Genomic DNA, 23,742 nt, shown 5'->3' with positions numbered 1-23,742 from the left:
TTAGTAATACTAGTGTTAAAAAGCTTCATAAAAGTAAGAACTGCCCTCCATGAACCATCATTAATTGGTTATGCAGGGCAGTTTTTTAGATTGACCAGACCAGATTGGTAAAAAAACTTGACATCGAGTTAACTCTATACCTTATAATGAAGATGTAAAATACATAAGCTACTTATGACCTTATTTAAATACAATTGAAAAAAATCAATCCCTGAAAGGAGCCAAGAATATGAAAAGTTTAACAGATACTTATGAATTAAATAATGGATTAAAAATTCCCTGCATCGGTTTTGGAACCTGGCAGACACCGGAGGGTGATGTTGCCTACGAATCCGTTAAGGCAGCTTTGGAAAGCGGATACAGGCATATAGATACGGCAGCAATGTACGGCAATGAATCAAGCGTAGGCCGGGCTGTAAAGGATTCCGGCCTTAAACGTCAGGACATCTTTATCACCAGTAAGCTGAACAATTCCTTCCATGGTTATGAAGCAACCAGAGAAGCATTTCTGACAACCCTTAAGAATCTGGATACTGACTATCTGGATCTCTATCTGATACACTGGCCTAACCCGATAAAATTCAGAGATATCTGGAAAAGTGCCAATGCCGGAAGCTGGAAAGCCATGGAGGAGTTCTACGAAGAGGGTAAGATCAAAGCCATCGGTATCAGCAATTTCCTCCCTCATCATATAGATGCTCTGCTTGAGACTGCCACTGTAAAACCTGCAGTTAACCAGATTCGTTTGTGCCCTGGCCTCACCCAGGATGAGCTGGCTGCGTACTGCAAGACTCATAATATACTACTGGAAGCTTACAGTCCCCTGGGAACCGGTAAGATATTTACCGTACCTGCCATGGAGGAACTGTCCAGGAAATACGGCAAGACAATTGCTCAGATCGGTATTCGCTGGAGCCTTCAGATGGGCTACTTACCCTTACCGAAATCCGTTACCCCTTCCCGTATAAAAGAAAATACAGATGTTTTTGATTTCACTCTTACTAATGAAGATGTTGCTTTAATAGCAGGATTGACTGACTGCTGTGGCACAGCTACCAACCCGGATACAGCGACTTTCTAATACAGGAGACATTGACATTTTATACCACTCTACTTATAATAAAAGAGCAAAAGACATCCCAAACGGGCTGTGGCAGAGCGCTATAACTTCTGCACCAGCCCTTTCGTGTATGTTGTACAAAAAGATGGAAACCTTCTTCACGAAGAAGGAGCTCTGATTATTTTTAGACAATAATTGAGACTCCATTAAGAGTGAAGATAAATCAAATACGAAAGGATTAATTATGAAAGTACAATCCAGTAATTATCTGAAGCAGGTGAAACCTTGTCTAAAAGAGCTGTTAAACAGACTTCTAGCCAAATACAGTTACGTTTCCATCCTGGCTTCTGACTCCAAAGCCATGACCTATAATGTATCCAAACGAGGTACAATAATCTCTGAAGATACAATTCTAAGCGGCAGAGGATTTGTTGCGAAGGTTTATGATGGCAGCAGTTATGGTGAATATTCCTTTAACGATATTTCCGAGGCTCTTTTAAAGGAAATCGAAGAGAAAATCGACTCCAGTTTAATTCCTCTTAAAGACTCCCTGCCTGAAGGCACTGAAGTCATATCTTATGAAGCCTTGGCTGATGAACCTATAACATTCTGTGAAAGCACAGATTATGTTGAAAGCCTTTCTGATCTTGGCAGTGAGAAGATCATATCTCTGCTGACCTCCCTTAGCGAGGAAGGCCGGGATTATAATCCTTCCATCCTTGATTGCTCTGCCGGACTGAGATATCAGGAATACCATAAACTGTTTCTTTCCCGTAATAAAGACATGGAGCAAAATGTTCTCTGGACTACCGGAACCACCATGGTTATGGTATCAAAAGGCGAAGAGATCAAATATTATTTCAAAGGTTACTCTAACCTTGGAGGCAGCGAAATCTTAAAGGATATGAAAGCAGGCTTACAAATAACAGCAGATTCTGCTCTTGCTTTACTTGAGAGCGAGCCTATAACACCGGGCGAATATGAATGCATCTGTACCCCGGAGGTTACCGGAATGATCGTACACGAAGCTTTCGGACATGGTGTTGAGATGGATATGTTCGTTAAGAAACGTGCTCTTGCTGAAAAATATATAGGTGAATATGTTGCCTCCCCCCTTATCACCATGCGTGACGGTGGTGCAGCGGCAAAAGAAACCGCTACCTATTTCTTTGATGATGAAGGCATACCTGCAAAGGATACTGTAGTAATTGAAAAAGGAATCCTAAGGAGAGGCATCAGTGACAGCCAGAGTGCTATGTATCTGGGTACTGAGCCTACCGGAAATGGCAGAAGACAAAGTTATGAGAGAAAAGCCTATACCCGTATGACCAACACCTTCTTCGAGGCCGGTAAGGATAAAGTAGAAGATATGATTGCTTCCATCAAATATGGATTTTTACTGGACAATCCAAGCAGCGGAATGGAGGACCCTAAGAACTGGGGTATCCAGTGTATGGTTAATGTGGCAAAGGAGATTAAGGACGGTAAACTAACCGGTAGGATCTTCTCCCCCATTGTTCTCACAGGTTATGTTCCTGACCTGTTAAAATCCATCACTATGATCTCTGATGAACTGGACTTAGGAGGCGGTGGCTTCTGCGGTAAAGGTTATAAGGAATGGGTTAAGGTATCCGATGGCGGCCCTTATATTAAAGCTAAAATACGTCTTGGATAATTTCTTAAAAGAACAGATTAAATAATAGAAAGGAAATAAAACTGTGCTTGATAGAATACTTCATGCCTTACAGAAAAATAATATAGGGCATTATCTTATAAATGAAGAAACAACGGAAAGTGTTGAGCTGTTTTTTATCCGCAAAAAGCTGGATATCAGAAGAGAAAAAAAGGTTCACGATTATTCCCTCACGGTGTACAGGGATTTTGAAAAAGACGGTAAGAAAATGAGAGGCTCTTCCGCTATTGGTATCTATAACGGAATGACAGCAGAAGAAATAGAAGAAACCATTAAGGAAGCCTATTATGCAGCCTCCTTCGTAAGCAATGCTTACTATGAACTGCCCGGCGGACAAAAAGAGGATTTTCTTCCCTCCGCCTCAAAGTTATCTGAGAAAACTCTTGCAGAAAATGCTAAAATAATGACAGAAGCTCTATTTGCTGAGGATACAAAAGAGGACGTATATCTTAATTCCGCAGAAATATTCCTGGAGAAATCCATTGTACATATCTTGAATTCAGAAGGTGTGGATGCTTCTTACAGCAAATTTACAGCAAAAGGTGAATTCGTAGCTCAGTGCCCCACTCCTCAGGATGTTGAAACCTACCAAAGCTTCTATTATGATGAACCGGACACCGAAGCTTTAAAGGCTAAAGTAAAGTATACCCTTGAAACTACAAAAGCAAGAGCCGCAGCTACAACAGCTCCAAAGAGCGGAGAATATAAGGTTATCATATCAGGGTCCTTTGTTAGTACAATTTTTGATTATTATATTGACCGTTCCTCTGCCTCCATGGTATATCCCGGTTATTCCAATTATACCAAAGGGGTAAAAGTTCAGGGCGATAAGGTAGCCGGCGATCTCATCTCCATCGAGCTTATTGCCAAAGAACCCTATAGCGGTGAAGGTATTAAAATGACTGACCGTGCTTTGATTACCAAGGGTGAATTAAATACTCTCCATGGCAACAGTCGTTTCTCTTATTATCTGAATACAGAACCTACCGGTATCTATTCACATATAAAAGTAGAAAAAGGGAGTAAGAGCTTTGAAGACATGAAACAAGGAAAATACCTTCATGTCGTTAACTTCTCAGACTTTCAGATGGACAGTTTCTCCGGTCATTTCGGCGGTGAAATCCGCTTAGCCTTCCTTTGTGATGGCGACACCGTAACTCCCGTAACGGGTGGTTCCATTAACGGCAGTATCTTAGATACTCAGGGAAATTTAACCCTTTCTACTGAATTACAGAAAGAAAAAGGTTATGAAGGCCCCTTTGCAGTAGCTTTTGCTAACGTAAATGTAGCAGGTATATAGACTCTTAGAAAAACTGACAGGCTTACGCATATTAAACAATGTTAAAGTAAGAAGCCCCATGCCTTTCCCCTACACCGGCTTCAAGACATAACCAATTTCATTGCTCTTTTCGCACACAAAATCGGTAATATGTCTTTCAGGCAGTGCATTACAGGAAAGCCAAGGGGTTTCTTATATCTTAACCTTCATTATCAGGCAGCTCTTATACCCTTTTAAGTCTATATTTATTGGTAATTACTTGGAACAACAGGCAATTTCTTTACCTTCAATACTTTTCTGTCATAGGTTAAAAGACCGTTTATTTCCTCTTCTACATCTGACAATTGAGTGAATACAGCAGCAGAGAGACCCTCCTTGATAAGACCCGGTACCTCTTTTTTATATAATTTCCGAATAGCTTTTTCAAAGTTTTCACTGTTACGGTATATTTTATAGCCATAGATCTCCTTGGAATACATATGGTCAGGAATAGGACAGGCATAACCTGCGAACTCCGACAAGACAATTGCTCTTTTCTCCGGCACAATTCGTAATCTCCTGAAATAGTTATGGATACTCTTAAAGTCTCCACCCTTTTGATCGAACCAGCCGCTTGCCTGGTCAATTAATCTGGTTGAGTCTATCGCCCTGATTAATTCTACTGCCTCTTCTGCATTAAACTGTCCCCAACCCTCATTAAAGGGAACCCATACTACCACACTGGGAGAATTGTACAACAGGTCGATGGTACCAGCACAGTCATTTTTCCAGTCCTGCCTTCCTTTCGCATTGAGCCTTGAGAAGAATGGATACCAGTCGTCTTTGATTCTTTCTGCCAGTCTTGGGAAAAAGTTAGGCAGATAGCCTAATAGCAGCATATTATAACTCTCACCGCCATTTACCATATCCTGCCATACCAGCATTCCCAACCGGTCACAATGGTAATACCATCTTAAGGGTTCTATTTTAATGTGCTTTCTTAACATGTTAAACCCTAAATCCTTCATGGTCTTGATATCATAGATCATCGCTTCATCACTGGGTGCCGTATAGAGCCCATCAGGCCAATACCCCTGATCCAGCACCCCATTTTGGAAATATGCTTCTCCGTTGAGGAAGATTCTTGGTATTCCTTCTTTATCTTTTTTAACTTCTATTTTTCTCATGGCAAAGTAACTCTCAACTTTATCCTCACCTGCCATTAAGGTTAAATCATATAAATGCGGATTCTCCGGAGTCCAGGGCTTAAAATTATTAATGGGAACCAGGAATTTATTTCCCACAACTTCAAGGTTCGCAATCACCTCACCCTTATCGGCAATCTGGAGCCATACCGGAAAATCCGGTCCTTCCTTTAATTGATTCATCTCAAGCTCAATCTGAAGCCTTGCCTCGTCATATAATGGTGTAAGCTTAAGATTTTTTATATAATATTCAGGCACCCATTCCATCCAGACGGTCTGCCAGATACCACTTTGAGCCGTATAGAACATTCCGCCTCTGTGCAGCTTCTGCTTACCTCTGCTATGATACGATGTATCACTGGTATCACGGACCATTACAATTATCTGATTCTTCCCTTTCACCAGCAGCTCTGTTATATCAACTGTAAATGGCAGATAACCTCCCAAATGACTGGCAGCTTTTTTCTTATTGACATAAACTCTGGCGTATTGATCTACTGCACCAAAATGAAGCAGTAACCGATGGCCTGCTCTTAACTCTTTTATGGTAATTTTTCTTTCATACCAGAGATAATCCTTAGGCATTACCTGCCTGTTAACTCCGGATAATACACTTTCCGGCGAAAAAGGAACCAGGATACGCCCGTCATAATGACTGGGTAATCTCTTATTATCCGTTATCGTATAATTCCATAGCCCATTTAAAATCTTATAATTCTCTCTTTTCAGCTGAGGTCTTGGATACTCCTTAAGAACTTCATTCTTTTTCAGAGCTTTTCCCCAGGTTGTATACAGCTGATTTGCTGTCGTTTTCTTATTTTTTAATAAAAACATCCTTACAAAATCATTTACTGCCATGGCAACCTCACTTTCAGGCGATTCTCTAATATGTACTTTTAATGGAACTGCAGCTATGTCAGTGCCTCCCTATTAAAGACCTCTCATTAACAACTGCTCACTCATACAAATCTTAGTATAGCACATACTTTCTGTTTTTTTCATACTTTTATATTATACACCTACTTAAAAAATTTAAACTGATACTTTTAAATTTTGAAGTTTTGTGATAGTGTGTTAAATAAAGAATTCACCGTGAGGTAACATAAGCACGGGTGCTAACCACAGGGAGGAAGCCATGAGAAGAAAAGACAGAGAAATAACAGATATAAACGAGATTTTTTCCATAATTAAAAAATGTGATGCACTGAGGATTGCTCTATTTAATGAAGGCTATCCATACATCGTCCCATTAAATTTCGGATGTAACTATGATGCAGAGAATCTGGAATTCTATTTTCATGGAGCTAAGAAAGGTCTAAAGCTCGACCTGATTGAGAAAAACAACCATGCAGCTTTTGAGATGGACTGTTCTCATAAATTGATTGTGGATGAGGAAGCCTGTAAATACACCATGGAATTTGAAAGCGTTTGCGGTAATGGTGAGATGATTATATTAGAAACGGAAGAAAAACGCGAAGCACTGACTCTCCTGATGCGTCAGTATTCTGATGATTCCACTTTCACTTTCCCTGACAAAGCACTGGAAGGTGTGGCTGTTTATAAATTAAAGGTTCATTCTGTTACCGGAAAAAGATTAACTACAAATACCATCTAATGAAAATCTGCTGTTCCTTTGTTCCTGGAACAGCAGATTTTATTATTAGCAGAGCATAAAATTAGCAACACCGATATTTTTAAGAGTAACCTTTGGTTTACAGCAGCTTTGTTTTGTAGCCTTATCAGCCGGGCATACTTCAAGAACATAACAGCCGTTATAAGGTACCTCAAATTTAAAGCATCCGAAACGGCATATTTTCTCACAATAAATGAGTTTCTTACAATCATCGCATACTGTATAGAGTTTAACTTCCCACTCATGTGTTTTATGACAATCGCAGCCCCATACACAGCCAAAGATAATTCCGGGTGTTATGATGCATTCTTTTATTTCAGGGCAAACAGGACACGCTTTCGGTTCCTGAATAATCGGTACGGGTACAGGAACAGGAAATGGTATTATTTCTGGTTCGATATCGGGGCAGACAGGGCAGGGTTCCGGTTCCGGGCAAACAGGACAGGTCATTGCCGGTGGGGTCGGTCTTGGACGAGCTGGTGGTGTGGGTCTTGGTTGTGCCGGAGCTGGCTGCGCAGGCGGAGTAGGTCTTGGCTGTGCCGGCGGGGTCGGTCTTGGTTGCGCTGGTGCGGTCTGTACCGGCGGGGTCGGTCTTGGCTGTGCCGGTGGGGTCGGTCTTGGGGTTGGAGGTGCTGGTGCTGGGATTGGAGCTGGTGCTGGTGCTGGAGTTGGTGCTGGTGCTGGAATTGGTGCTGGTGCCGGAATTGGTGCCGGTGCCGGTGCCGGAGCCGGTGCCGGCTGCGGTGCACCACATACTAACCCGCCTACGAATGGATAGAGATGGAATTCAAAACCGCTGTTTGCATTAACAGCAAAGCCGCCTAAAGCTGCATTACCGCTTACATGACCGCCGGTTTGATGTGCGTGGAACATAGCCTGAGGTGCAAGAATACTTCCCCAGATATCAGCAGGTGTTTCCATGTGAATCTGCTGCGCATCTTCAAATACATAAATAGTATGATTTGCTTTACTTTCCTCACCCATAACACCATATTGCAGATGAGCATGAGCACCGGATCTGATACGTACTATAACAAGGCTTCCCTCAGGAACTTCAGCACGCAGACCTTTATTGATAATGCCGTTAGGCCTTACATCAACTGAAAAAACATTCTGTACAGGGTCAGTTCCTCTTAATATCCATTCATGGTAATTATCCGTTATCGTACCGTTTACCGGAAGGTTCTCGATACACTCCTTATATGCTTCAATGCTTGCCCTTGCATCCTGGAAGAAAGCTGTAACATTTGCTTCTATTCTGCTTGCAGGTATGAAACGAGGAACGTCATAACTGGATATAAGATAATGATCTCCCTTATCAGATGGTTCCCAGTATCTGCTTCCGTTATTAGCCTGATAAAGAAAAGCAAGTTCCTGTTTCTGATTCGGGGTACCATCTTTACCAATCAGATAAGTACTTCCTTTTGCTACTTGAAAGCTGCCGTTTCCAACTACATGACCAACAACAACGAGAGGTCCCATAAAAGTCGTGTTACCGCCTACCATAAAACGAACCAAATCAGGGGAATATCCAATATCTACCTGACCGTTTCTTCTTTCGAAACCAATACTTATCCCTCTTGGACTATAGAAGGTACCTCCAACTGCCATAGCTCCTTCAACATCGATTATATTATTGGCATCACCAAAAACAATAACATTAAAAGCTGTTGCCGAACCAAAGGGAGAACCTTCTATATCGTACCAGTTAATATCATCATAAGGGATACCAACACCTGATATGGCCCCATTGTAATAATACTCATCATTCATATATTCTCCTGTATATTACCTAGCACTGTAACATTATTCTCAATTCATTTTATTCGCTCCGAAGATATTTGTGCCAGTTTATATAAGAAGAACATGAATATTGTTAATGTTTCTTCTCTATTGATATACTAATCTTCTTATCCTCTCTTTCTTTCACTATGTAATACAAACCTCTCTTTTTCATTTCTTCCTCAAACCAGGGCATAACATGGTCGCAGATAATTTCCAAATGCCGATAGTCTGCAGTGTTTAAAAAGGGGAGAATAGTACTTTTGGAAGAATGATTGGTCCCCGTATTTTTAAGTAAGCTAAAGTCAAAAAAGTAATCTCCCTTCACCTCAGTTTCAAATGGTGCTGTTGGTATAAGCCGCGCTTCTTCCCTCTCTCTTTCCATACCTTTAAGCTGTTCTTCAATTTGGCTGTACAGGTATTCCAGCTCTTCTTCTGTAAACACAGTAAGCTCTGATATAATAAAACCTTCACTGTCGAATATATTATAAATGACACCAGTAATATTTTTTCCTGCAATCACCCTGCAATCGCCAAGCTTCTTAACCAGCCCTAAGGTCTTGTTTCGTACACTGGTAATACCCCCTTCAAATAAATTGGTTATATCAAGAAATTCTTTTGCATACCACTTTCCCCTTTCAAAATTGTATATAGTAAGTTCACCTGCTTCCTGTGGGGAAGCAATATTCTTATCCTTATCCCAAAATACTGCGATCTTTTTCTCCATAATGACCCCTTTCTCATATGCTGTTGTAAAAACTTTAGCTTATCATAATACAAAGGGATATATACAGGCAATTAATAATCTAAGTATTTTATGGGATATTCCTTTAATTAAATAAGTTTTTATCACATATAAGACAGAAGAAAAGGCTGCCAACCGGCAGCCTTTTCTCTATCTATATTTTAACAATCCCCTCAAAGTTAAAAATTAGATCCAATCATGAATTAAATACACTATAATTTTTTACTCAACATTAGTTACAAGCTTAAAAGCTCCTACTACAGTGGTTCCATCCTCAGCATAAACGGGTATTACTGAATTAGCCTCAGAATATGCACTTAGCGCGATTGCTTCTTCCGGTGTAGCCGGTGTATCCAGTAACAAGTCTTTGACATTCAGGTATCCAACCTTGCCGTCAGTTGTCACTGCTTTAACCAGGTCAGGCATTTCACCTGTAATGGCTCCGACAAAAGCACTACCATAAGTCTGACCATTCTCATTTTCGGCTAAACCAACTGCCGGTGCTTCTAATGTTGCAGCCAGCAAACTGGAGCTAAGTGATAATGAAGGTGTAGTAGTAGTTATGTAATTGGTATAACTGCTACCATTGTAATATGCAGTCAGACCAAAACTTGTATATGATGTTGACGTTGAATGCGTATCTGTTGATACAGCCAGAGCAGATGTGGATGTGGTATTATATCTGAAAGATGTGGATTTGCAAATAGCGCCGTCTGCCCTAAGTAATTGTGCTAAAGCTCCCATATATCCTACAGGAACATTAGTATATCCGGATGTATATATTTCCGTCGTTCCCCATGCTGTGCCAGAACTAGTATGAACTACTGCTCTGTCATAATATGTATAAGAACCTATGTTATGCTGAACATACGTCGAACTTGCTATACCCGCTTTGACGACAGAAATATTAATAAGAACAAGTGTTAGTGCAATAACTACAGAAAAGCAACTCTTTAATCTTTTGTTTAACATAAAATTCTCCTTTTATGAAAAGATTTTAATTGTTATAACTTCCCTTTAATTAATTTTATATGTTCCTATAATAGTTTCCCCATCATATTTATAAACATTACATATCTTATCCATTTTCTGTCCGTCTAAATCAGAATCCCGATTATTATCTGCTCCCTGTTTCATCAGATTAAGACTCTCATATCCCCAAATCTCGTTAGCATAGGCATAACCCTCTTCACCATTAATTGACTCAACATATATCAGGTCAGGTAAAATGTTAATTTGCTGTGATGCCTTACCATAAGTATATCCGTTTTCATTAACCGGATAATAACTTCTGGCCTCTAAGTTCTTGGGATGCCCATCAACGATCTCCCCTTCGTTAAATGAGCCTAATTTTATTACAAATTGGCTATCATCCATAGCCCCCAGTGCAACGGTATTAATAAATACTATCAATGACATCATGATTACTGTAATTGATACTGTCATACTGGTTTTCGTCTTCTTCCCCAATTTCATAATGGAGACTATTCTTTCTTCCACCGGTTTTTCACCGAATCCATTGTACAAAAATGCAGCTTGCGGTTTCTTTTCCATTAATTGAATAATTGCATAGGCATAATCCGGTTTTGCTTCGTTTCCGAACACTTCTATAACACCTTCGTCACAGGCTGTCTCAATGTCCTTGTTAAACTGTTTATACATGATCCATACAAATGGATTATACCAGTGTATACACACAGCTATCATGGATAAGAGTTTCCAGACTATATCAAACCGCCTGATATATATCATTTCATGGAACAGTACATAATTAAGCCGCTTACCCCTGTCCGCCTCCATTGCCTTTGGAAGTATTATCCTGGGACTTAATACTCCCACTGTTACAGGCGAAGTAATTCGGTCAAAAGATAATAATCGGACTTTACGTCTTATTCTTTGATGTCTGAGCCATCTTCTTGCATAATCATTATTAGAAGGCATTGCTTCATTTACATGCTTCCGGCTTCTCATGTAATTAATCATAAATAATAAAAATAATACCCCGGTAACTGCCATCCAGATTGAAAAAACTACAATTCCTATTGCAGACTTCTTCGCTATTATCTCACCAGAGTTTACCGTACCCTCCATACCTCTTGTAACAGCAGAAGTAATAAGAGCATTCTCTGTCAGCTTCATTTTATCCTTTACCGACACCAAGAATTCAGGAACAGGTATCTTTATGGTTACGGGTATCAGGAGCCTTAACAATACAATCTTCCACAGTATTGCAAAAGTTTTTCTAGGAAGCTTATATACAGCAATCTTCCTTAATACTAATATGAATACGATCAGTAAGGAAGAAGCAAGGGATATCCGGTAAAGCTCCATACTTATCACCTCATTTAGCTTCGTCTACAATTTTCTTAAGCTTCTCAGTTTCTTCCTGTGATAAATACCCTTCATTTAAAAAGGCTGCAAAGAATTTCTCATAAGATCCTTCAAACATCTTCTCCACCAGCTCAGTGGTCTGTTCCTGCTGGATCTCTTCACGAGTAACCAATGCTTTACACATAAATTTTGAACCGTATCTCTCAACTGCACCTTTATCTATACATTTCTTAACTACTGTATAGGTGGTGTTACGGTTCCAGCCTGTTTCCTCTTTTAATATTTTGGCGAGTTCTCCAGCTGATAAGTCCCCCCTCTTCCATAAAGCGTCCATGATTTTTAATTCTGAATCGAAAAGTTTCATTCTTAATCTCCTATAATAACTATTGCAATAGTTTTACACTTAAAACATTATCATACGTGACAGTATTTGTCAACTGACATTTTAATAATATCGCAATATTTTTTTAATATTAATCGATTTTTATCATATTTTCTTAATATTTGTTCTTTCATCGAATTGTTTCCGCAATTTATCCTTATTATCGTTATTTCACTGGAAATACCGCGACTAATTTACTATATTATCCCTCTTAACATATGGGCATTTATGGAATTTCTATTAAAATTTAGCACCTTCCTTGAAAAAACAACTGCTTAAATTATTTTCTTATTTGTATAAACTATAACCATTTATTCCTATGCTCAATAATTATCTACAGACTACGCAAGTAGAATTTGTTATATTTTGTAATATTATACCCGGTACTGCCTTAAATAATCTTCACTTAATTTTCTTACAAGGCAATAATAGAGTATACATGAAATATTCTATAGAATTCCTATATTTCTTCTGCTAGAATTAAAGTTATAATCTTATTGAAAAGAGGATAATAGTATGCATTTTAACTGGTGTACCCTTCATGTGAGTAATCTGGAAGCATCCGTTAAGTTTTACGAAGAAATTGTGGGGCTTTCTATTGACAGACATTACTTTTCCGGCCCTGACAAGGAAATTATATTTATGGGAACCGGTGAAACAAAGCTGGAACTCATCTATCAAAAAGATCAGAACGAGATTTCAATGGGAAAGGATATCTCTATTGGTTTTGAAACAGAATCACTGGAAAAGCTGATGGAACTGCTGAAAGAAAAAGAAATCCCCGTTACTGGCGGTCCCATACAACCTAACCCCAGTATCCGTTTTATCTATGTGAAGGATCCCGATGGTCTGAGCGTTCAATTTGCAGAGCACATTGCCTAAAATAATAAATGGATTGAAGCAAGAAAGGAATCACCTTTTTTACTTCAATCCATTTATTATATCAGTCTTCATTATAAAACTTCTGTATTGCACGGTAGATATCCAGAGTTCCGAATCCCCAGCCCTGATCTGGATAGGTGATAGTCGGAAATCTCCTTGCTCCGTTTATGAGGATTCTCCTTAACAATATATTATTTAAGTTGGTAATATTTCCCTTTACTATTCCCCATTCCAGCATTAATGCAATAGCACCGGTTGCATGTGCTGTTGCCGCACTGCTTCCCGTTACACTATAAAAGCCTTCCCCCAGAGCCGGTGCCAGTATTGATACCCCGGGTGCTGCTACATCCGGTTTCAGTCCGCCGCTTTTGGTAAAACCTCTTCCGCTGAAATAATAAAGGCTCTGATTCTGATGATTGTAAGTTGAGATAGATATACTGTTTAAAGCATTTGCCGGAATTGATAAGGTAGTATCCCGGTTTCCGTTAATGAAATAGGTATTTGAAGTAAGAAAGTTACTGATAGGAAGCCAAATATGGTATCGCAGCATTAAATCTCCGCTGCCGGAAACAACTAATCTCCATAATCCCGGCGTTGGATTGACAAATCGGAACATCATAAGCTGATTCCCTGTTCTCTCTTCACTAAACTGATTGTCTACATAGATAGTGGTTTCCCCATGATTGACGGTCTGCGTTTTTCTTTGCAGAAATATACCGGAGATCCTGGTAACCAGAGCTGCCTCCGGCGAATATACTTCTACCGCGACAATGTTGGGTGCGAACCCCCAAAGCTCCATTGTAAATCCTTGTTCTCCTTCTCCTATATTTAATCCTACAACATCAAAATCTGTGCTTGGATTAATTTGACCATAATAATGATGATTGGTATTTCCTTCGTTACCTCCTGCAGCTGCAATGGATTTTCCTGCTAACTTACCTACATCGTTTATATAATGACTGAAAACTCCTTCGCCTTCATGTGCCCCTTGTGAGGAGCCAATACCAATACAGATAGCTATTGGCCGATCCAGTTGTTCAGCCATGTTAATAAGGTACTGTATTCCCATCATTATGTCGTTTTCCTGATAACATATTGTATTAGGCGGTATGCGAAAAAAATCCTTTAGATTCTGTTTTGCCTCTTTTAACTTGACAACGACTATTTCTGCATCCGGCGCTATCCCGGTAAATTCTTCTGCTATATCATCTCCCCCTGCGGCAATACCTGCTAACATGGTTCCATGACCATTCTCATCTCTGCTTGGAACTATCCGGTAAGGATTCTCAAGCAGCAATGCAGTATTGATATCCCATTGGGTGTACTCTGTTCCATAATAGAAGTCCTTCGGATATCTGTCACTATCTATTCCCTGATCCCAGATAGCTGCTATTCTGCTGGTATTATCCGCATAGCGGAATATAGGATTTGTATAATCAATTCCGGTATCTATAAAACCAACCAGCACTCCCTGACCTCTTAGTTCCAAAGCCGGATTATTTCTTAATCTTAGTACTCCTGATGCCTCAGCGCTTGATAAATTCATCAATCCATAGCATTTCGGCAAATACTGGTATCCGAATTTCAATACACTATCTACAGTTAATTCAGGTACTGGGACATGATAAACTGCATAGTTGTCATTTATTCTGTTTACTGTATAATTTTCTTCCTTGGTTAGCGTATTAATTTTTTCGTAACCTTCAGCTAATATATCCGCATAATCGTTACTGATTATCTTATATCTTTCCGACTCAGTCATATAACCACCTGCCTGCGATTAATTATTTAAATTTCCTATTCACTGGTTTCAGAGGCTAAAGTGCCAACAACAGGAAGCTGGGTCAATACACTTTCCATTCCTCTATGGCAGCTTGTAAATTGCGCCGTTAAGTCTTTTCCTGCTCTTAATCCTGCAAAATGCATCCCGCCAGCCCAGGCAGGTTTATCGCTTACATCATAAACTATACCGTTAACTGCTACATAGGCAGGTCGTCCCTGGCTGCCGTCATATGCGGCAAGCTCACTTATGGTAAATGCCTTGTCCGCAGCCTGCCCATCTGCCGGTGGCTGTTCCGTATTGGTATTTTCGCCTTCTGTTCCCTGCTCCTCTGCTGCTGATATACCTGGATGTCCGGCCCCCTCTGCCCTAATACTTAATATCTCTGCCAATTCTACTGTCAGGCGGTCTGTACTGCTCTGTATAAGCTCCTCATAATACTTTTTATCATATGGGTTGGATGAATATATCTGCATCTGGCTATAATATGTAATTTCTTTCTGGAAATCTCCCAGTTTCTCTTTCAGTCCGTATGCCTCCATGCTGGTATTCTCCCTTCACTTTAACTCATCACGAACTGCCTTCTTACTATATTCAGGCATGCTTTTTAGTTTATTAATCTGCTTAATTATATTAAAGGGATAGATAATATATTCTAGGAAATATAATAGGATATTATTACAGCGGATATTGTGTATAAACATACCGGAAATTATCCGGATAAAATTTTGGAAATGCTTAAGATAAATATTATAATAAATATTCCATGCAATTTTTCTGCAAAGACTTCTGAGAAATTATTCTGTTTAAGACTTCTTAGTATACTTTCAAAAGACAAAAAACAACAGCAGCTACAGGATAACCTCCACTGTAAAGAATACTATCAGGTATCTTTTACATGGTCGTTATCTTGAGCTGCCGCATTAAGAGGGGATTTATTCAGACAATAAGGAAAGAATAGCATTTTTAGGCTTAACTCCGACTGTACTGTCTACAACCTTTCCATCCTTTATTACAACCAGTGTAGGAATGCTCATGATTCTGAATCTGGCTGCAAGTTCTTCCTCTTCATCTATATTTATCTTACCTACCTTTATTGAATCTTTCTTTTCTTCTGCTACCTGATCAATAATAGGGGATACCATTTTACAGGGTCCGCACCATGATGCCCAAAAATCCAGCAGAACGGTCTTTTCAGATTCTAAAACCTCTTTATCAAAATTGTCTCTCGTTATTTTTAATACGCTCATACTACACACTCCTTTATATTTTTTATATTTATATGCTTATTATAATCATTTTCAGGCTTTCGTCTGTGATGAAGTTACATTTGAAAAATACAGAGATATCTGTACATTTAGACTTTTTTTTCCTGAATAAAGGGGTTTATAAATTTATTTATTTTTTTTTGTTTTTTATGATAATAATATGTCACATTATAATTCCTCCGCCATATTATAAAGTATGGTTATAGACGACAGACAGTCGGATGACCTAATAATTTTAAGGAGGAATTCATATGGCATGTGGAGGTTTTAGCTCAAATCAGTCATTAGTTGCTCATCTTCGTCATTTTATTGGCGAGACCGTAACAATTTTCACGAAAAGCGGCGGTGTTTCCGGATGTGGTTTTACAGGCGTTCTCTTTGCTGTTAACTGCGAATTCGTACAGATCGTAACAGATTTCGGTAGTGCACCATCAAATCCTATCGGTGGCCCTAACAGTTCTTGCTGCAGGGATCTTGGTTCCGATGACGACCGTCACGACCGTAGGCGTTCTTTAGGTTCTGTTTGTGATATCCCCATTGATAAGATTGCAGCTTTTTGCCATAACGCTGTTTAATTTATTGAAAATTAGGAGGGTTCAATATGTCATTTAATAATGGTTTTAACAATGGTTTCAACAATGGTTTTAACAACGGTTTTAATAACAATAACCAGAGTTTCATTAATCATATGTGTAGATTTGTAGGCCAGACGGTTATTATCTTTACTGCAAGTGGCGGTGTTTCCGGATGCGGTTTTACAGGTGTTCTTCTTTCTGTTAACTGTGAGTTTGTTCGCATCGACTCCAGACAGGGTGAAGCTCCTGATTGTCCTCTTGGAAGTTCCTGCTGTGGCGATTTCGACCGCGACCGTGACCGTGACCGCGACGACGACTGTGGATGTGGTCATAGACATCATCACAGACGCGAACGCGAATCTCTAGGCTCTGTTTGTGACATTCCTATCGAAAGTATCGTAGCCTTCTGCCACAATGCAATTTAAAACCAATCCCTGAAAATAACAGCATAATTTAATAAGGACTGCTTTAAACAGGATGTGGTACTTTGACCTCAACTGTTTTAAAGCAGTCCCTTTTCTATGTATATTTTTTTATAATAGTTGGTTTTTTATAATTATTGCTTTTTATTATTATTGTTTTTATAATTGTTATTTTATTATAATTATTGCTTTATTAGTTGTTTTTATAATAGTTGCTTGCTTGAATTAATAATCGCCTTTTCTATTTCCTGTGTGTTGTTCTATTGTTTTTTCTCATCCTCTGTCAGCTCTTTTAAGAGAATACTGTTACGGTATTCATTGGCTGACAAACCTGTCAGTTTCTTAAATACCTTGGAAAAATGAGCAATATCCATAAATCCTACTTCCCAGGCAATGTCTCCTATCCGAAGAGATGAATTTTTAAGAAGTTTCTTGGCTTCCTTAATTCTGATATTATTGAGAATTTCTGAGAAATTAAGTCCCATATGTTTATTCAACAGCTTACTTAAATGCCATTGGCTGATATAAGTCTTTTCTGCCACCTCAGACAGAGTAATTTTCCTGTTATAATTCTCTTCCATAAACTGGATTGCATGAAATACAATGAAACTCCCTGCTGCTTTACTCTCCTCACTGTCTGCTGTATTCTCCTCTGCACAGACCTTATCCTCATACTGATCAACGTCTGTAAGCCCCTCCGTCATTACTGCAATTGCTTCTTCTATCTCAGTCAGGCTGGAGGGTTTTAATAGATACCTGCTGACACCAAGGTTTATAGCCTTCTGGGCATAGTCAAAATCCCGATACCCCGTCAGTATACTAATCTTAATACCCGGAAATTCCGATTTCAATCCTGCAACCATGCTGAGCCCATCAAGTCCTGGCATGGAGATGTCAGAAAATAAAATATCCGGTTTCAGTTCTCTTATCAATCTGCTGCCTTCAATACCGTCATTGGCTGTTGCTATAATACGACACCTGTATTTTTCCCAGGGAACTATTCTCTTGATTCCCTCTACAATAATAGGCTCATCATCGATAATCATTACCTTGAACATAGTATTCTCCATTTCAAGTATCTGTTTAATTTGATTTTATCCCTTAACCGCTCCCGCTGTCAATCCTTTGATAATGTATTTCTGTAAAATGAAATAGATTATCAGGACTGGTATAACTATCAGAGTAACACAGGAAGCCATCAGCCCGTAATCTGTTCCGTATTTCGAGCTGATATCAATTAAAAGTGCACTGACTGGCAGGCTGGAACGTTTTCTTAGCATAATCAATTGTGTCAGCAGATCATTATAAGACCATAAAAAGCTAAAGACTGCAACTGTTGCTATGGAAGGTCTTAACAGGGGCAGGATAATTGCAGTAAAGATTTTTACCGTACCCGCTCCCTCCAGATAAGCAGACTCCTCAAAAGTTAATGGTAAGCCCTTAAGAAACCCCATCAATACCACAGCCGCAAAACTAAGGTTTCCTGCCGCCTGAGGAAGTATTACGCTGATTGGCTGATTTAAAAGCCCCAGTCCTGCCATATTACGAAACACTGGTATTATAGTAGAGTATACCGGAAACATAAGACTTGCAAACAGCAGACTGTGTATTACAGCCTTTCCCCGAAAACAGTATCTGGTCATTCCAAATGCCATCATAGCACCAAGCAGCATACATACTATCATCACTGTTCCGGAAATTATCAGACTATTTTTATAAGCTTTCAAAATATTTTGTTTCTCAAAAGCATTGGTATAATTCCCAAGGGTAAATTCCTTTGGCAAAGCAAAGGACGTATTTATAACTTCCTCTGATGGTTTAAAGGAATTATTGATAACCCACAGAAAGGGAAAGGTTGTTGTTACCGCCCATAGAATCAGGATTGTCCGGATTACAAAACCACCAGGGGAAAGTCTTTTCTGTCTGCTGTTTACTGCCATTAAATCAATTTCCCTCCTTAAAGGCTGTCTTCTTCCTTTAACAACCTGTTAAACATTCTGTTTATTATCTGAGCTACCAGCAATCCGATTAATACAATTACAAATGCAATAGCTGACCCGTAATCTATATTTCCTATGTTAAATGTCTGCTCATAAAGAAAGGTTCCCAGAAAGTGAGTCTTTCCCTGAGGGGCCCCTTTGGGTGCTATTGCCCAAGGCAGGTCAAAGACCTTTACCGCACCGGTTACAGCCAATACAAGGCAGGTACTGATCACATTCTTCATTAACGGAAGAATGATATAATATACCTGCTGCCAGGCCAGACAGCCATCTACTTTGGAAGCATCATACAGTTCTTCCGGTACTTCATTTATGCCGGTCAGAAATATCACAAAATAAAACCCCACATAACTCCAGATTACCGGAATTGATATCATGGTAAATGCGTACTCGGGGGACAGCCAGTTGACAGGTTCAAGACCCAGCATCTCAAGTAACTGGTTTAGCATACCTCCGTTATAATAATAAAAAAGTTTAAATATAAGACCTATGGCTGTTGAAGAAATTACAATAGGAAAAAAATAAACAGTTCGAAAAAAATTATGGCCTCTTTTAAGAAAACTCACAAAGATAGCAAGGAGCAATGCTATACCTACCTGAAATACCACTGTAAATCCCATTAATTTAAAGGTATTTATAAGTGCTGTTCTAAACCGCTCATCCATTAACAGCTTCTCATAATTCTCTATACCAATAAAATGAAGCTCCTGTCCGGGTACCTTAACCAAAAACTGAAGATCATATAAGCTGTCCATAATGTTTTCTCCAAAGGGAAGGTAGAGAAACAAGAACATTAAGACCAGCCCCGGCAGTAAAAAAATGAACATTGGTAACTTCTTTTTATATAACATTACTGCCCCCTTGCTAAGGCGTGTCTACCTTTAACCTGTGATTCTACACATATTTAGGCATAATTGGGTACAAAAAAGGCAGCTGCAAGCCTCCGGCTATGAACCCAAAGGCTTCTCAGCAGCCCTTTTTTTCGTTGCCATATTTAGAAAATTATAATTATTGGGAATATCCTACTGTCTACTTTGCATTAATAGCCAGTACTTCATTCAGTAATTCCTCCGGCGCTTTTGCCCCTGTTGAGATATCTACAATACCGGCAATTAAGGTATTATAAGCTTCCTGAGAAATTCTCGAATCGGTGGGTGGTGAACTGCTGGTTGCCCGGTTGCTGTATTCCAGTCCCGACAAGCCAAGAGGTGTCATATTGCTGCTGGGGTTAACGACTGCTGCAGCCTGACCGTTTCCGCCCCAATACATGGAAACAGCTTCTTTGTTGGTATTTGCCATAACAAATTGCACTGCTGCATCCCTTGTATCTAAGTCCTCCCAGGCTTTTTTAGTGATATAGAATCCGGAAGAGATTCCACCTACCATTGCACCTGGTTTGGATTTACCTCCCGGTATCACCGGTAATTCCACTACCACAGTATTTATCTGATCGGTTACACCGCTGGCATACCATGAACCGTCTAACTGCATGGCTGCCTTTTTGGTCTTGAATAATTCACCGGCCAGATCATTGTCTATTGTGTCTGTATCTACAGGAAAGGCTCCCATATCTCTTAGAGTCTTGAACATGGCAAGTCCCTTGCACCAGTCTTCAGGTACAGTCTTTGGTACCTTCGTATATTCCTCAGGTCCTGCTGCGGACAACAGCAGATACTCCACCCAGTAATGTGGAACATTGTTCAAAGAAACTGCAATGGGAATGATATCATTTGCCTGAAAGACTTCAATTGCCTTCACCATGTTATCCCAGGTATCAGGCAGAGCAAGTCCGTAATCGTCAAAAAGGTCTTTATTACAGAACAGTCCCTCCCAATAGCCGGTAGTAGGTACTGCCCTCCTCACACCATCCGGATTGGCGGCTGCTTCTAAAGCGGAATCCAACGTATCTTTTGCGTAGTCCGGATATACTGCTTTGATTTCATCAATTGTGACAAATTTATCTGCCGCCAGGACATCACTTGCATTAGCATCGGTAAAATACTGAATCACATCCGGTTCATTGCCTACTGCAAAATCTGCTGCTATTCTGGTTTTCCAGTCCTGATCAGCAGCCTGAGAATCGTCTTCTACCGTAATATAAGGATAATCCTCCATAAACTGACTGATAACAGCCTGATAATTAGCGGCATTAGGATCTGTTCCGCCATACATGGATATGGTTGTAAGGGTTACCGGATTCTTCTCACCCTCAGTTTCTATATTGTCATCTTCCTCTCCGAAAGCATCAACACTATTATATTTATTTTTACTACTACAGGCTGCCAATGAAAGAACCAGAACTACAGCTAATAGCAAGGACAGCCATTTCACCGTTATCTTCATACCTACACCATTGCATATGGCTTATTAATCAGAGCCATACAGCCACTAATTAAAAAGTGAAAAAATATTTATGTGGCATCCTTTCATATTTAATTTTCTTTCACTTCTTCCGGCATCTTGCCACTGTCGCGGTATATAATGGATTATTATACCTCTTTTAAAGTCTCCCCGCCTTCTCCCATCTTGACATTATTTGTATTATCTTGTTTAATTATCATTTACCTTCCATTCACCCTTTCCGACATAATACCCTTTTCAGCATAATACCCTTTCCGGCATAATACCCTTTCCGGCATAATGCCCTTTTCGGCATAATGCCCTTTTCGGCATAATGCCTTTTTCGGCATAATGCCTTTTTCGGCAGCACACTTAACCTATAATATTAAGCTTCTGCCTGTAATTTTTTCTCCTCTTCCCTCTCCCACTTACATGGAATGGTAACCTCTGATACTACCATTTCCCCTTCTGAATAAATTGATAGTCCGTAAGACTCCCCGAATATAAGCTGAATACGTTCGTTCACATTACGTATTCCTAAGGAGGTATGCCTTCCTCTGCCTTCAGGCAATGCTGTATTTGCACCCTCCAGCAGATTCTTTATTCTGGTTTCTTCTGCCTTACTTAACTCCCCTGTATTGGTTATTTTTAAAATAACCCTTTCCTCCTCTCTGTAGACCACAAGTCTGATGATTCCTCCTTTTACCGTATATACCCCGTGTACCACAGCATTTTCAAGAAGCGGCTGCAGTATAAGCTGCGGCAGTTGTACATTCTGCAGGGATTCATCAATTTGCTTTTCAAAACGTATCCGGTCACCAAACCGCATGGCTGTGATGTAAATATAAGCATCTGCTCCCTTTAATTCTTCAGCCAGAGTCGTGAGCTTCCGGTTTTCTCTTCCCATACTCTGATTCAGCAGTACCGCCAGGGCCTCTATCATTTTGGATACCGCCTCGTCCCCTGATAATCTGGCCTGCCAATTCATCATTTCCAAGGTATTGTTCAGGAAATGAGGATTAATCTGGGATTGCAGGGCCAGTATCTTTGCCTCCTTTCTCGCAAGCTGTTCTTTATAGGCATAGTCAAAGAGGTATTTCACCTCAGAGGACATCTTGTTAAAGCCATCGGAAAGGTAGGTAAACTCCTGATTCGGCATGGTTTCCCCCTTAACCTGCCAGCCAAATTCTCCTCCTTCTATTTTCTTAGCAGCCTTAACCATACGTTCCATGGGCTTTGTAATATTGTGAGAAATAAAATAAAACATATAGATAAATACCGGTACTATTATAAGAATATTAAAAAGTACCAGATTATTTAAGGCACGTATTTCGCTAAAAAGCACCTCCTTATTGGCTATTAGCACCGCACCATAATAATAATCATCAAATTTCTGCTGATACAATACTCCCTGGTAGGTCTTATCCTCAACCTGAAGCATCTTTCGGTTGTTCTTCGCTGCGAACTTTCCCCTAAGAGTCTTTAAGAGTTCCTTCTCTCCTGTTTCTTTAAAACCGCTGTTATAAACAATCATCTCACCGGCATTGTCAACAAAGAATCCCAGGTCATAGTCCTTATTGATATTAATACCATCAAAGAGCTTATCTTTATTAAGCTCCACCACCAGTGTTCCAAACTTCGTGTAATTCCTGGTCGTGTAGAGGTTGCGTATGATATAGATCCTGCCATTGATGATTTTAACATGGGCATCAGAATTGTTGTCTCTTGTAATATCCTCCGCAAAATGCTTCACTTCCCTGTTGTATATCTGTATATAACTGCTCTGCTCTCTGGTAGTATAATAGAGCCTGTCAGTATCCTCACTAAGATAGAACACCGACATTAAGAACCGGTTATCATTTATGTATTTGCTTTTGAGATTTCCAATAACCTCTTTATAAAATCCAGCTTCTGATATTTCGCCAGCCTCCAGCTTTCTCCAGGCCTTTTCCAGTACAAGGTCATAAGATATTTTCTTGGAACTCTCGATTGCTTCATTTAGCTTCTGACTGTGGAAAGAGGTGTAATTCTTTAAACTTTCCGCCATAAGAGTTTCTGTTTTTCGAATTATATTATTTCTGTAATAGGAGAATATAAATACCATAAATACTATGACCGGGACAGTGAAACATATGACTGTCACCAATAAAAGTGCTCTCTTTAAGGATATGGGCGTACCTTTCTTATTAATGGGCAGTATCATATCTGGCTCCCGTCTGTGTGCCTTGGCACACTTACAAAATCAGGGGGAGTGAAAGGATTCCCCGTTCACTCTTTCCTCCTGTACAATATCATACTTTTATTGTAGCATAGCCAATTTTACCCTGCAATCTTAGTTTGAAAAATACTCACTTTAAACCTATGAATGTATAATTATATGCCAATC

21 protein-coding genes are annotated in these 23,742 nt (G+C 39.7%); 7 read left to right on the top strand and 14 right to left on the bottom strand.

Translation table 11 applies throughout. The features are described from left to right. Positions 1 to 229: 229 nt before the first annotated feature. The 3 genes from BR73_RS0107020 (at position 230) to BR73_RS0107010 (ending at position 4,053) form a co-directional block, all read left to right on the top strand. Positions 230 to 1,081: an aldo/keto reductase gene (locus BR73_RS0107020; RefSeq protein ID WP_033164959.1), complete on the top strand. Its 852-nt coding sequence runs from the start codon at positions 230 to 232 to the stop codon at positions 1,079 to 1,081. Between the two features lie 223 nt (positions 1,082 to 1,304). Beyond that, the gene (locus tag BR73_RS0107015; protein ID WP_033164958.1) at positions 1,305 to 2,735 is read left to right on the top strand and encodes a TldD/PmbA family protein; all 1,431 of its coding nucleotides are present in this window, start codon (positions 1,305 to 1,307) and stop codon (positions 2,733 to 2,735) included. 43 nt (positions 2,736 to 2,778) lie between these two features. After that, positions 2,779 to 4,053 carry a metallopeptidase TldD-related protein gene (locus BR73_RS0107010; protein ID WP_033164957.1) on the top strand — a complete coding sequence of 425 codons (1,275 nt, stop codon included), beginning with the start codon at positions 2,779 to 2,781 and terminating at the stop codon, positions 4,051 to 4,053. Between the two features lie 224 nt (positions 4,054 to 4,277). On the opposite strand, the gene BR73_RS0107005 is transcribed toward BR73_RS0107010, so the two are convergent. Beyond that, positions 4,278 to 6,074, bottom strand: a complete 1,797-nt coding sequence (locus tag BR73_RS0107005) for a sugar-binding domain-containing protein (RefSeq protein WP_033164956.1) — start codon at positions 6,072 to 6,074, stop codon at positions 4,278 to 4,280. 277 nt (positions 6,075 to 6,351) lie between these two features. On the opposite strand from BR73_RS0107005, the gene BR73_RS0107000 reads away from it, so the two are divergent. After that, positions 6,352 to 6,831, top strand: coding sequence for a pyridoxamine 5'-phosphate oxidase family protein (locus BR73_RS0107000; RefSeq protein ID WP_033164955.1), 480 nt, complete (start codon positions 6,352 to 6,354; stop codon positions 6,829 to 6,831). A gap of 45 nt (positions 6,832 to 6,876) precedes the next feature. On the opposite strand, the gene BR73_RS0106995 is transcribed toward BR73_RS0107000, so the two are convergent. The 5 genes from BR73_RS0106995 to BR73_RS0106975 form a co-directional block, all read right to left on the bottom strand. Then, on the bottom strand, positions 6,877 to 8,622 hold the full coding sequence (locus BR73_RS0106995; RefSeq protein ID WP_033164954.1) for a collagen-binding domain-containing protein: 1,746 nt from the start codon (positions 8,620 to 8,622) through the stop codon (positions 6,877 to 6,879). Positions 8,623 to 8,725: 103 nt separating this feature from the next. Further along, complete coding sequence (locus BR73_RS0106990; protein WP_033164953.1) at positions 8,726 to 9,358, bottom strand: Fe-only nitrogenase accessory AnfO family protein; 633 nt, start codon at positions 9,356 to 9,358, stop codon at positions 8,726 to 8,728. 240 nt (positions 9,359 to 9,598) lie between these two features. Then, positions 9,599 to 10,348 carry a hypothetical protein gene (locus tag BR73_RS27205; RefSeq protein WP_051685023.1) on the bottom strand — a complete coding sequence of 250 codons (750 nt, stop codon included), beginning with the start codon at positions 10,346 to 10,348 and terminating at the stop codon, positions 9,599 to 9,601. Between the two features lie 45 nt (positions 10,349 to 10,393). Then, positions 10,394 to 11,707: a M56 family metallopeptidase gene (locus BR73_RS0106980; RefSeq protein ID WP_033164952.1), complete on the bottom strand. Its 1,314-nt coding sequence runs from the start codon at positions 11,705 to 11,707 to the stop codon at positions 10,394 to 10,396. A 10-nt stretch (positions 11,708 to 11,717) separates the two neighbouring features. Then, positions 11,718 to 12,071: a BlaI/MecI/CopY family transcriptional regulator gene (locus tag BR73_RS0106975; RefSeq protein ID WP_033164951.1), complete on the bottom strand. Its 354-nt coding sequence runs from the start codon at positions 12,069 to 12,071 to the stop codon at positions 11,718 to 11,720. A gap of 534 nt (positions 12,072 to 12,605) precedes the next feature. On the opposite strand from BR73_RS0106975, the gene BR73_RS0106970 reads away from it, so the two are divergent. Beyond that, positions 12,606 to 12,971 carry a VOC family protein gene (locus tag BR73_RS0106970; protein WP_033164950.1) on the top strand — a complete coding sequence of 122 codons (366 nt, stop codon included), beginning with the start codon at positions 12,606 to 12,608 and terminating at the stop codon, positions 12,969 to 12,971. Positions 12,972 to 13,032: 61 nt separating this feature from the next. Here the strand turns inward: BR73_RS0106970 and BR73_RS0106965 are convergent, their stop codons facing one another. The 3 genes from BR73_RS0106965 to trxA all read right to left on the bottom strand — a co-directional run bounded on the left by BR73_RS0106965 (position 13,033) and on the right by trxA (position 16,001). Then, on the bottom strand, positions 13,033 to 14,733 hold the full coding sequence (locus BR73_RS0106965) for a S8 family peptidase (protein ID WP_033164949.1): 1,701 nt from the start codon (positions 14,731 to 14,733) through the stop codon (positions 13,033 to 13,035). Between the two features lie 35 nt (positions 14,734 to 14,768). Continuing rightward, on the bottom strand, positions 14,769 to 15,293 hold the full coding sequence (locus BR73_RS0106960; RefSeq protein WP_051685022.1) for a cytochrome b5 domain-containing protein: 525 nt from the start codon (positions 15,291 to 15,293) through the stop codon (positions 14,769 to 14,771). 393 nt (positions 15,294 to 15,686) lie between these two features. After that, entirely contained in the window at positions 15,687 to 16,001 is a 315-nt protein-coding gene (gene trxA / locus BR73_RS0106955; RefSeq protein ID WP_033164948.1) for a thioredoxin, read from the bottom strand. Positions 16,002 to 16,270: 269 nt separating this feature from the next. Here trxA and BR73_RS0106950 point away from each other — a divergent pair, with 269 nt between their 5' ends. Beyond that, the gene (locus BR73_RS0106950) at positions 16,271 to 16,594 is read left to right on the top strand and encodes a hypothetical protein (protein WP_033164947.1); all 324 of its coding nucleotides are present in this window, start codon (positions 16,271 to 16,273) and stop codon (positions 16,592 to 16,594) included. Between the two features lie 26 nt (positions 16,595 to 16,620). Beyond that, the gene (locus BR73_RS0106945) at positions 16,621 to 17,019 is read left to right on the top strand and encodes a hypothetical protein (protein ID WP_081848561.1); all 399 of its coding nucleotides are present in this window, start codon (positions 16,621 to 16,623) and stop codon (positions 17,017 to 17,019) included. 257 nt (positions 17,020 to 17,276) lie between these two features. On the opposite strand, the gene BR73_RS0106940 is transcribed toward BR73_RS0106945, so the two are convergent. From BR73_RS0106940 to BR73_RS0106920, 5 genes are all read right to left on the bottom strand, one after another. Next, positions 17,277 to 18,074, bottom strand: coding sequence for a response regulator (locus BR73_RS0106940; protein ID WP_033164946.1), 798 nt, complete (start codon positions 18,072 to 18,074; stop codon positions 17,277 to 17,279). 36 nt (positions 18,075 to 18,110) lie between these two features. Then, positions 18,111 to 18,956 carry a carbohydrate ABC transporter permease gene (locus BR73_RS0106935; protein ID WP_033164945.1) on the bottom strand — a complete coding sequence of 282 codons (846 nt, stop codon included), beginning with the start codon at positions 18,954 to 18,956 and terminating at the stop codon, positions 18,111 to 18,113. A gap of 17 nt (positions 18,957 to 18,973) precedes the next feature. Continuing rightward, entirely contained in the window at positions 18,974 to 19,867 is an 894-nt protein-coding gene (locus tag BR73_RS0106930) for a sugar ABC transporter permease (protein ID WP_033164944.1), read from the bottom strand. 178 nt (positions 19,868 to 20,045) lie between these two features. Next, a complete protein-coding gene (locus tag BR73_RS0106925; RefSeq protein WP_033164943.1) occupies positions 20,046 to 21,359 on the bottom strand; it encodes an extracellular solute-binding protein in 1,314 nt (437 codons plus the stop codon). Between the two features lie 382 nt (positions 21,360 to 21,741). Beyond that, complete coding sequence (locus tag BR73_RS0106920) at positions 21,742 to 23,559, bottom strand: histidine kinase (RefSeq protein WP_033164942.1); 1,818 nt, start codon at positions 23,557 to 23,559, stop codon at positions 21,742 to 21,744. Positions 23,560 to 23,742 lie beyond the last annotated feature (183 nt).

It is taken from the genome of Clostridium sp. KNHs205 (assembly GCF_000702945.1).
Lineage (GTDB): Bacteria > Bacillota > Clostridia > Lachnospirales > Lachnospiraceae > Anaerocolumna.
The sequence above is the reverse complement of the archived record's forward strand: the minus strand, read 5'-3'. Positions and strand labels throughout refer to the sequence as shown.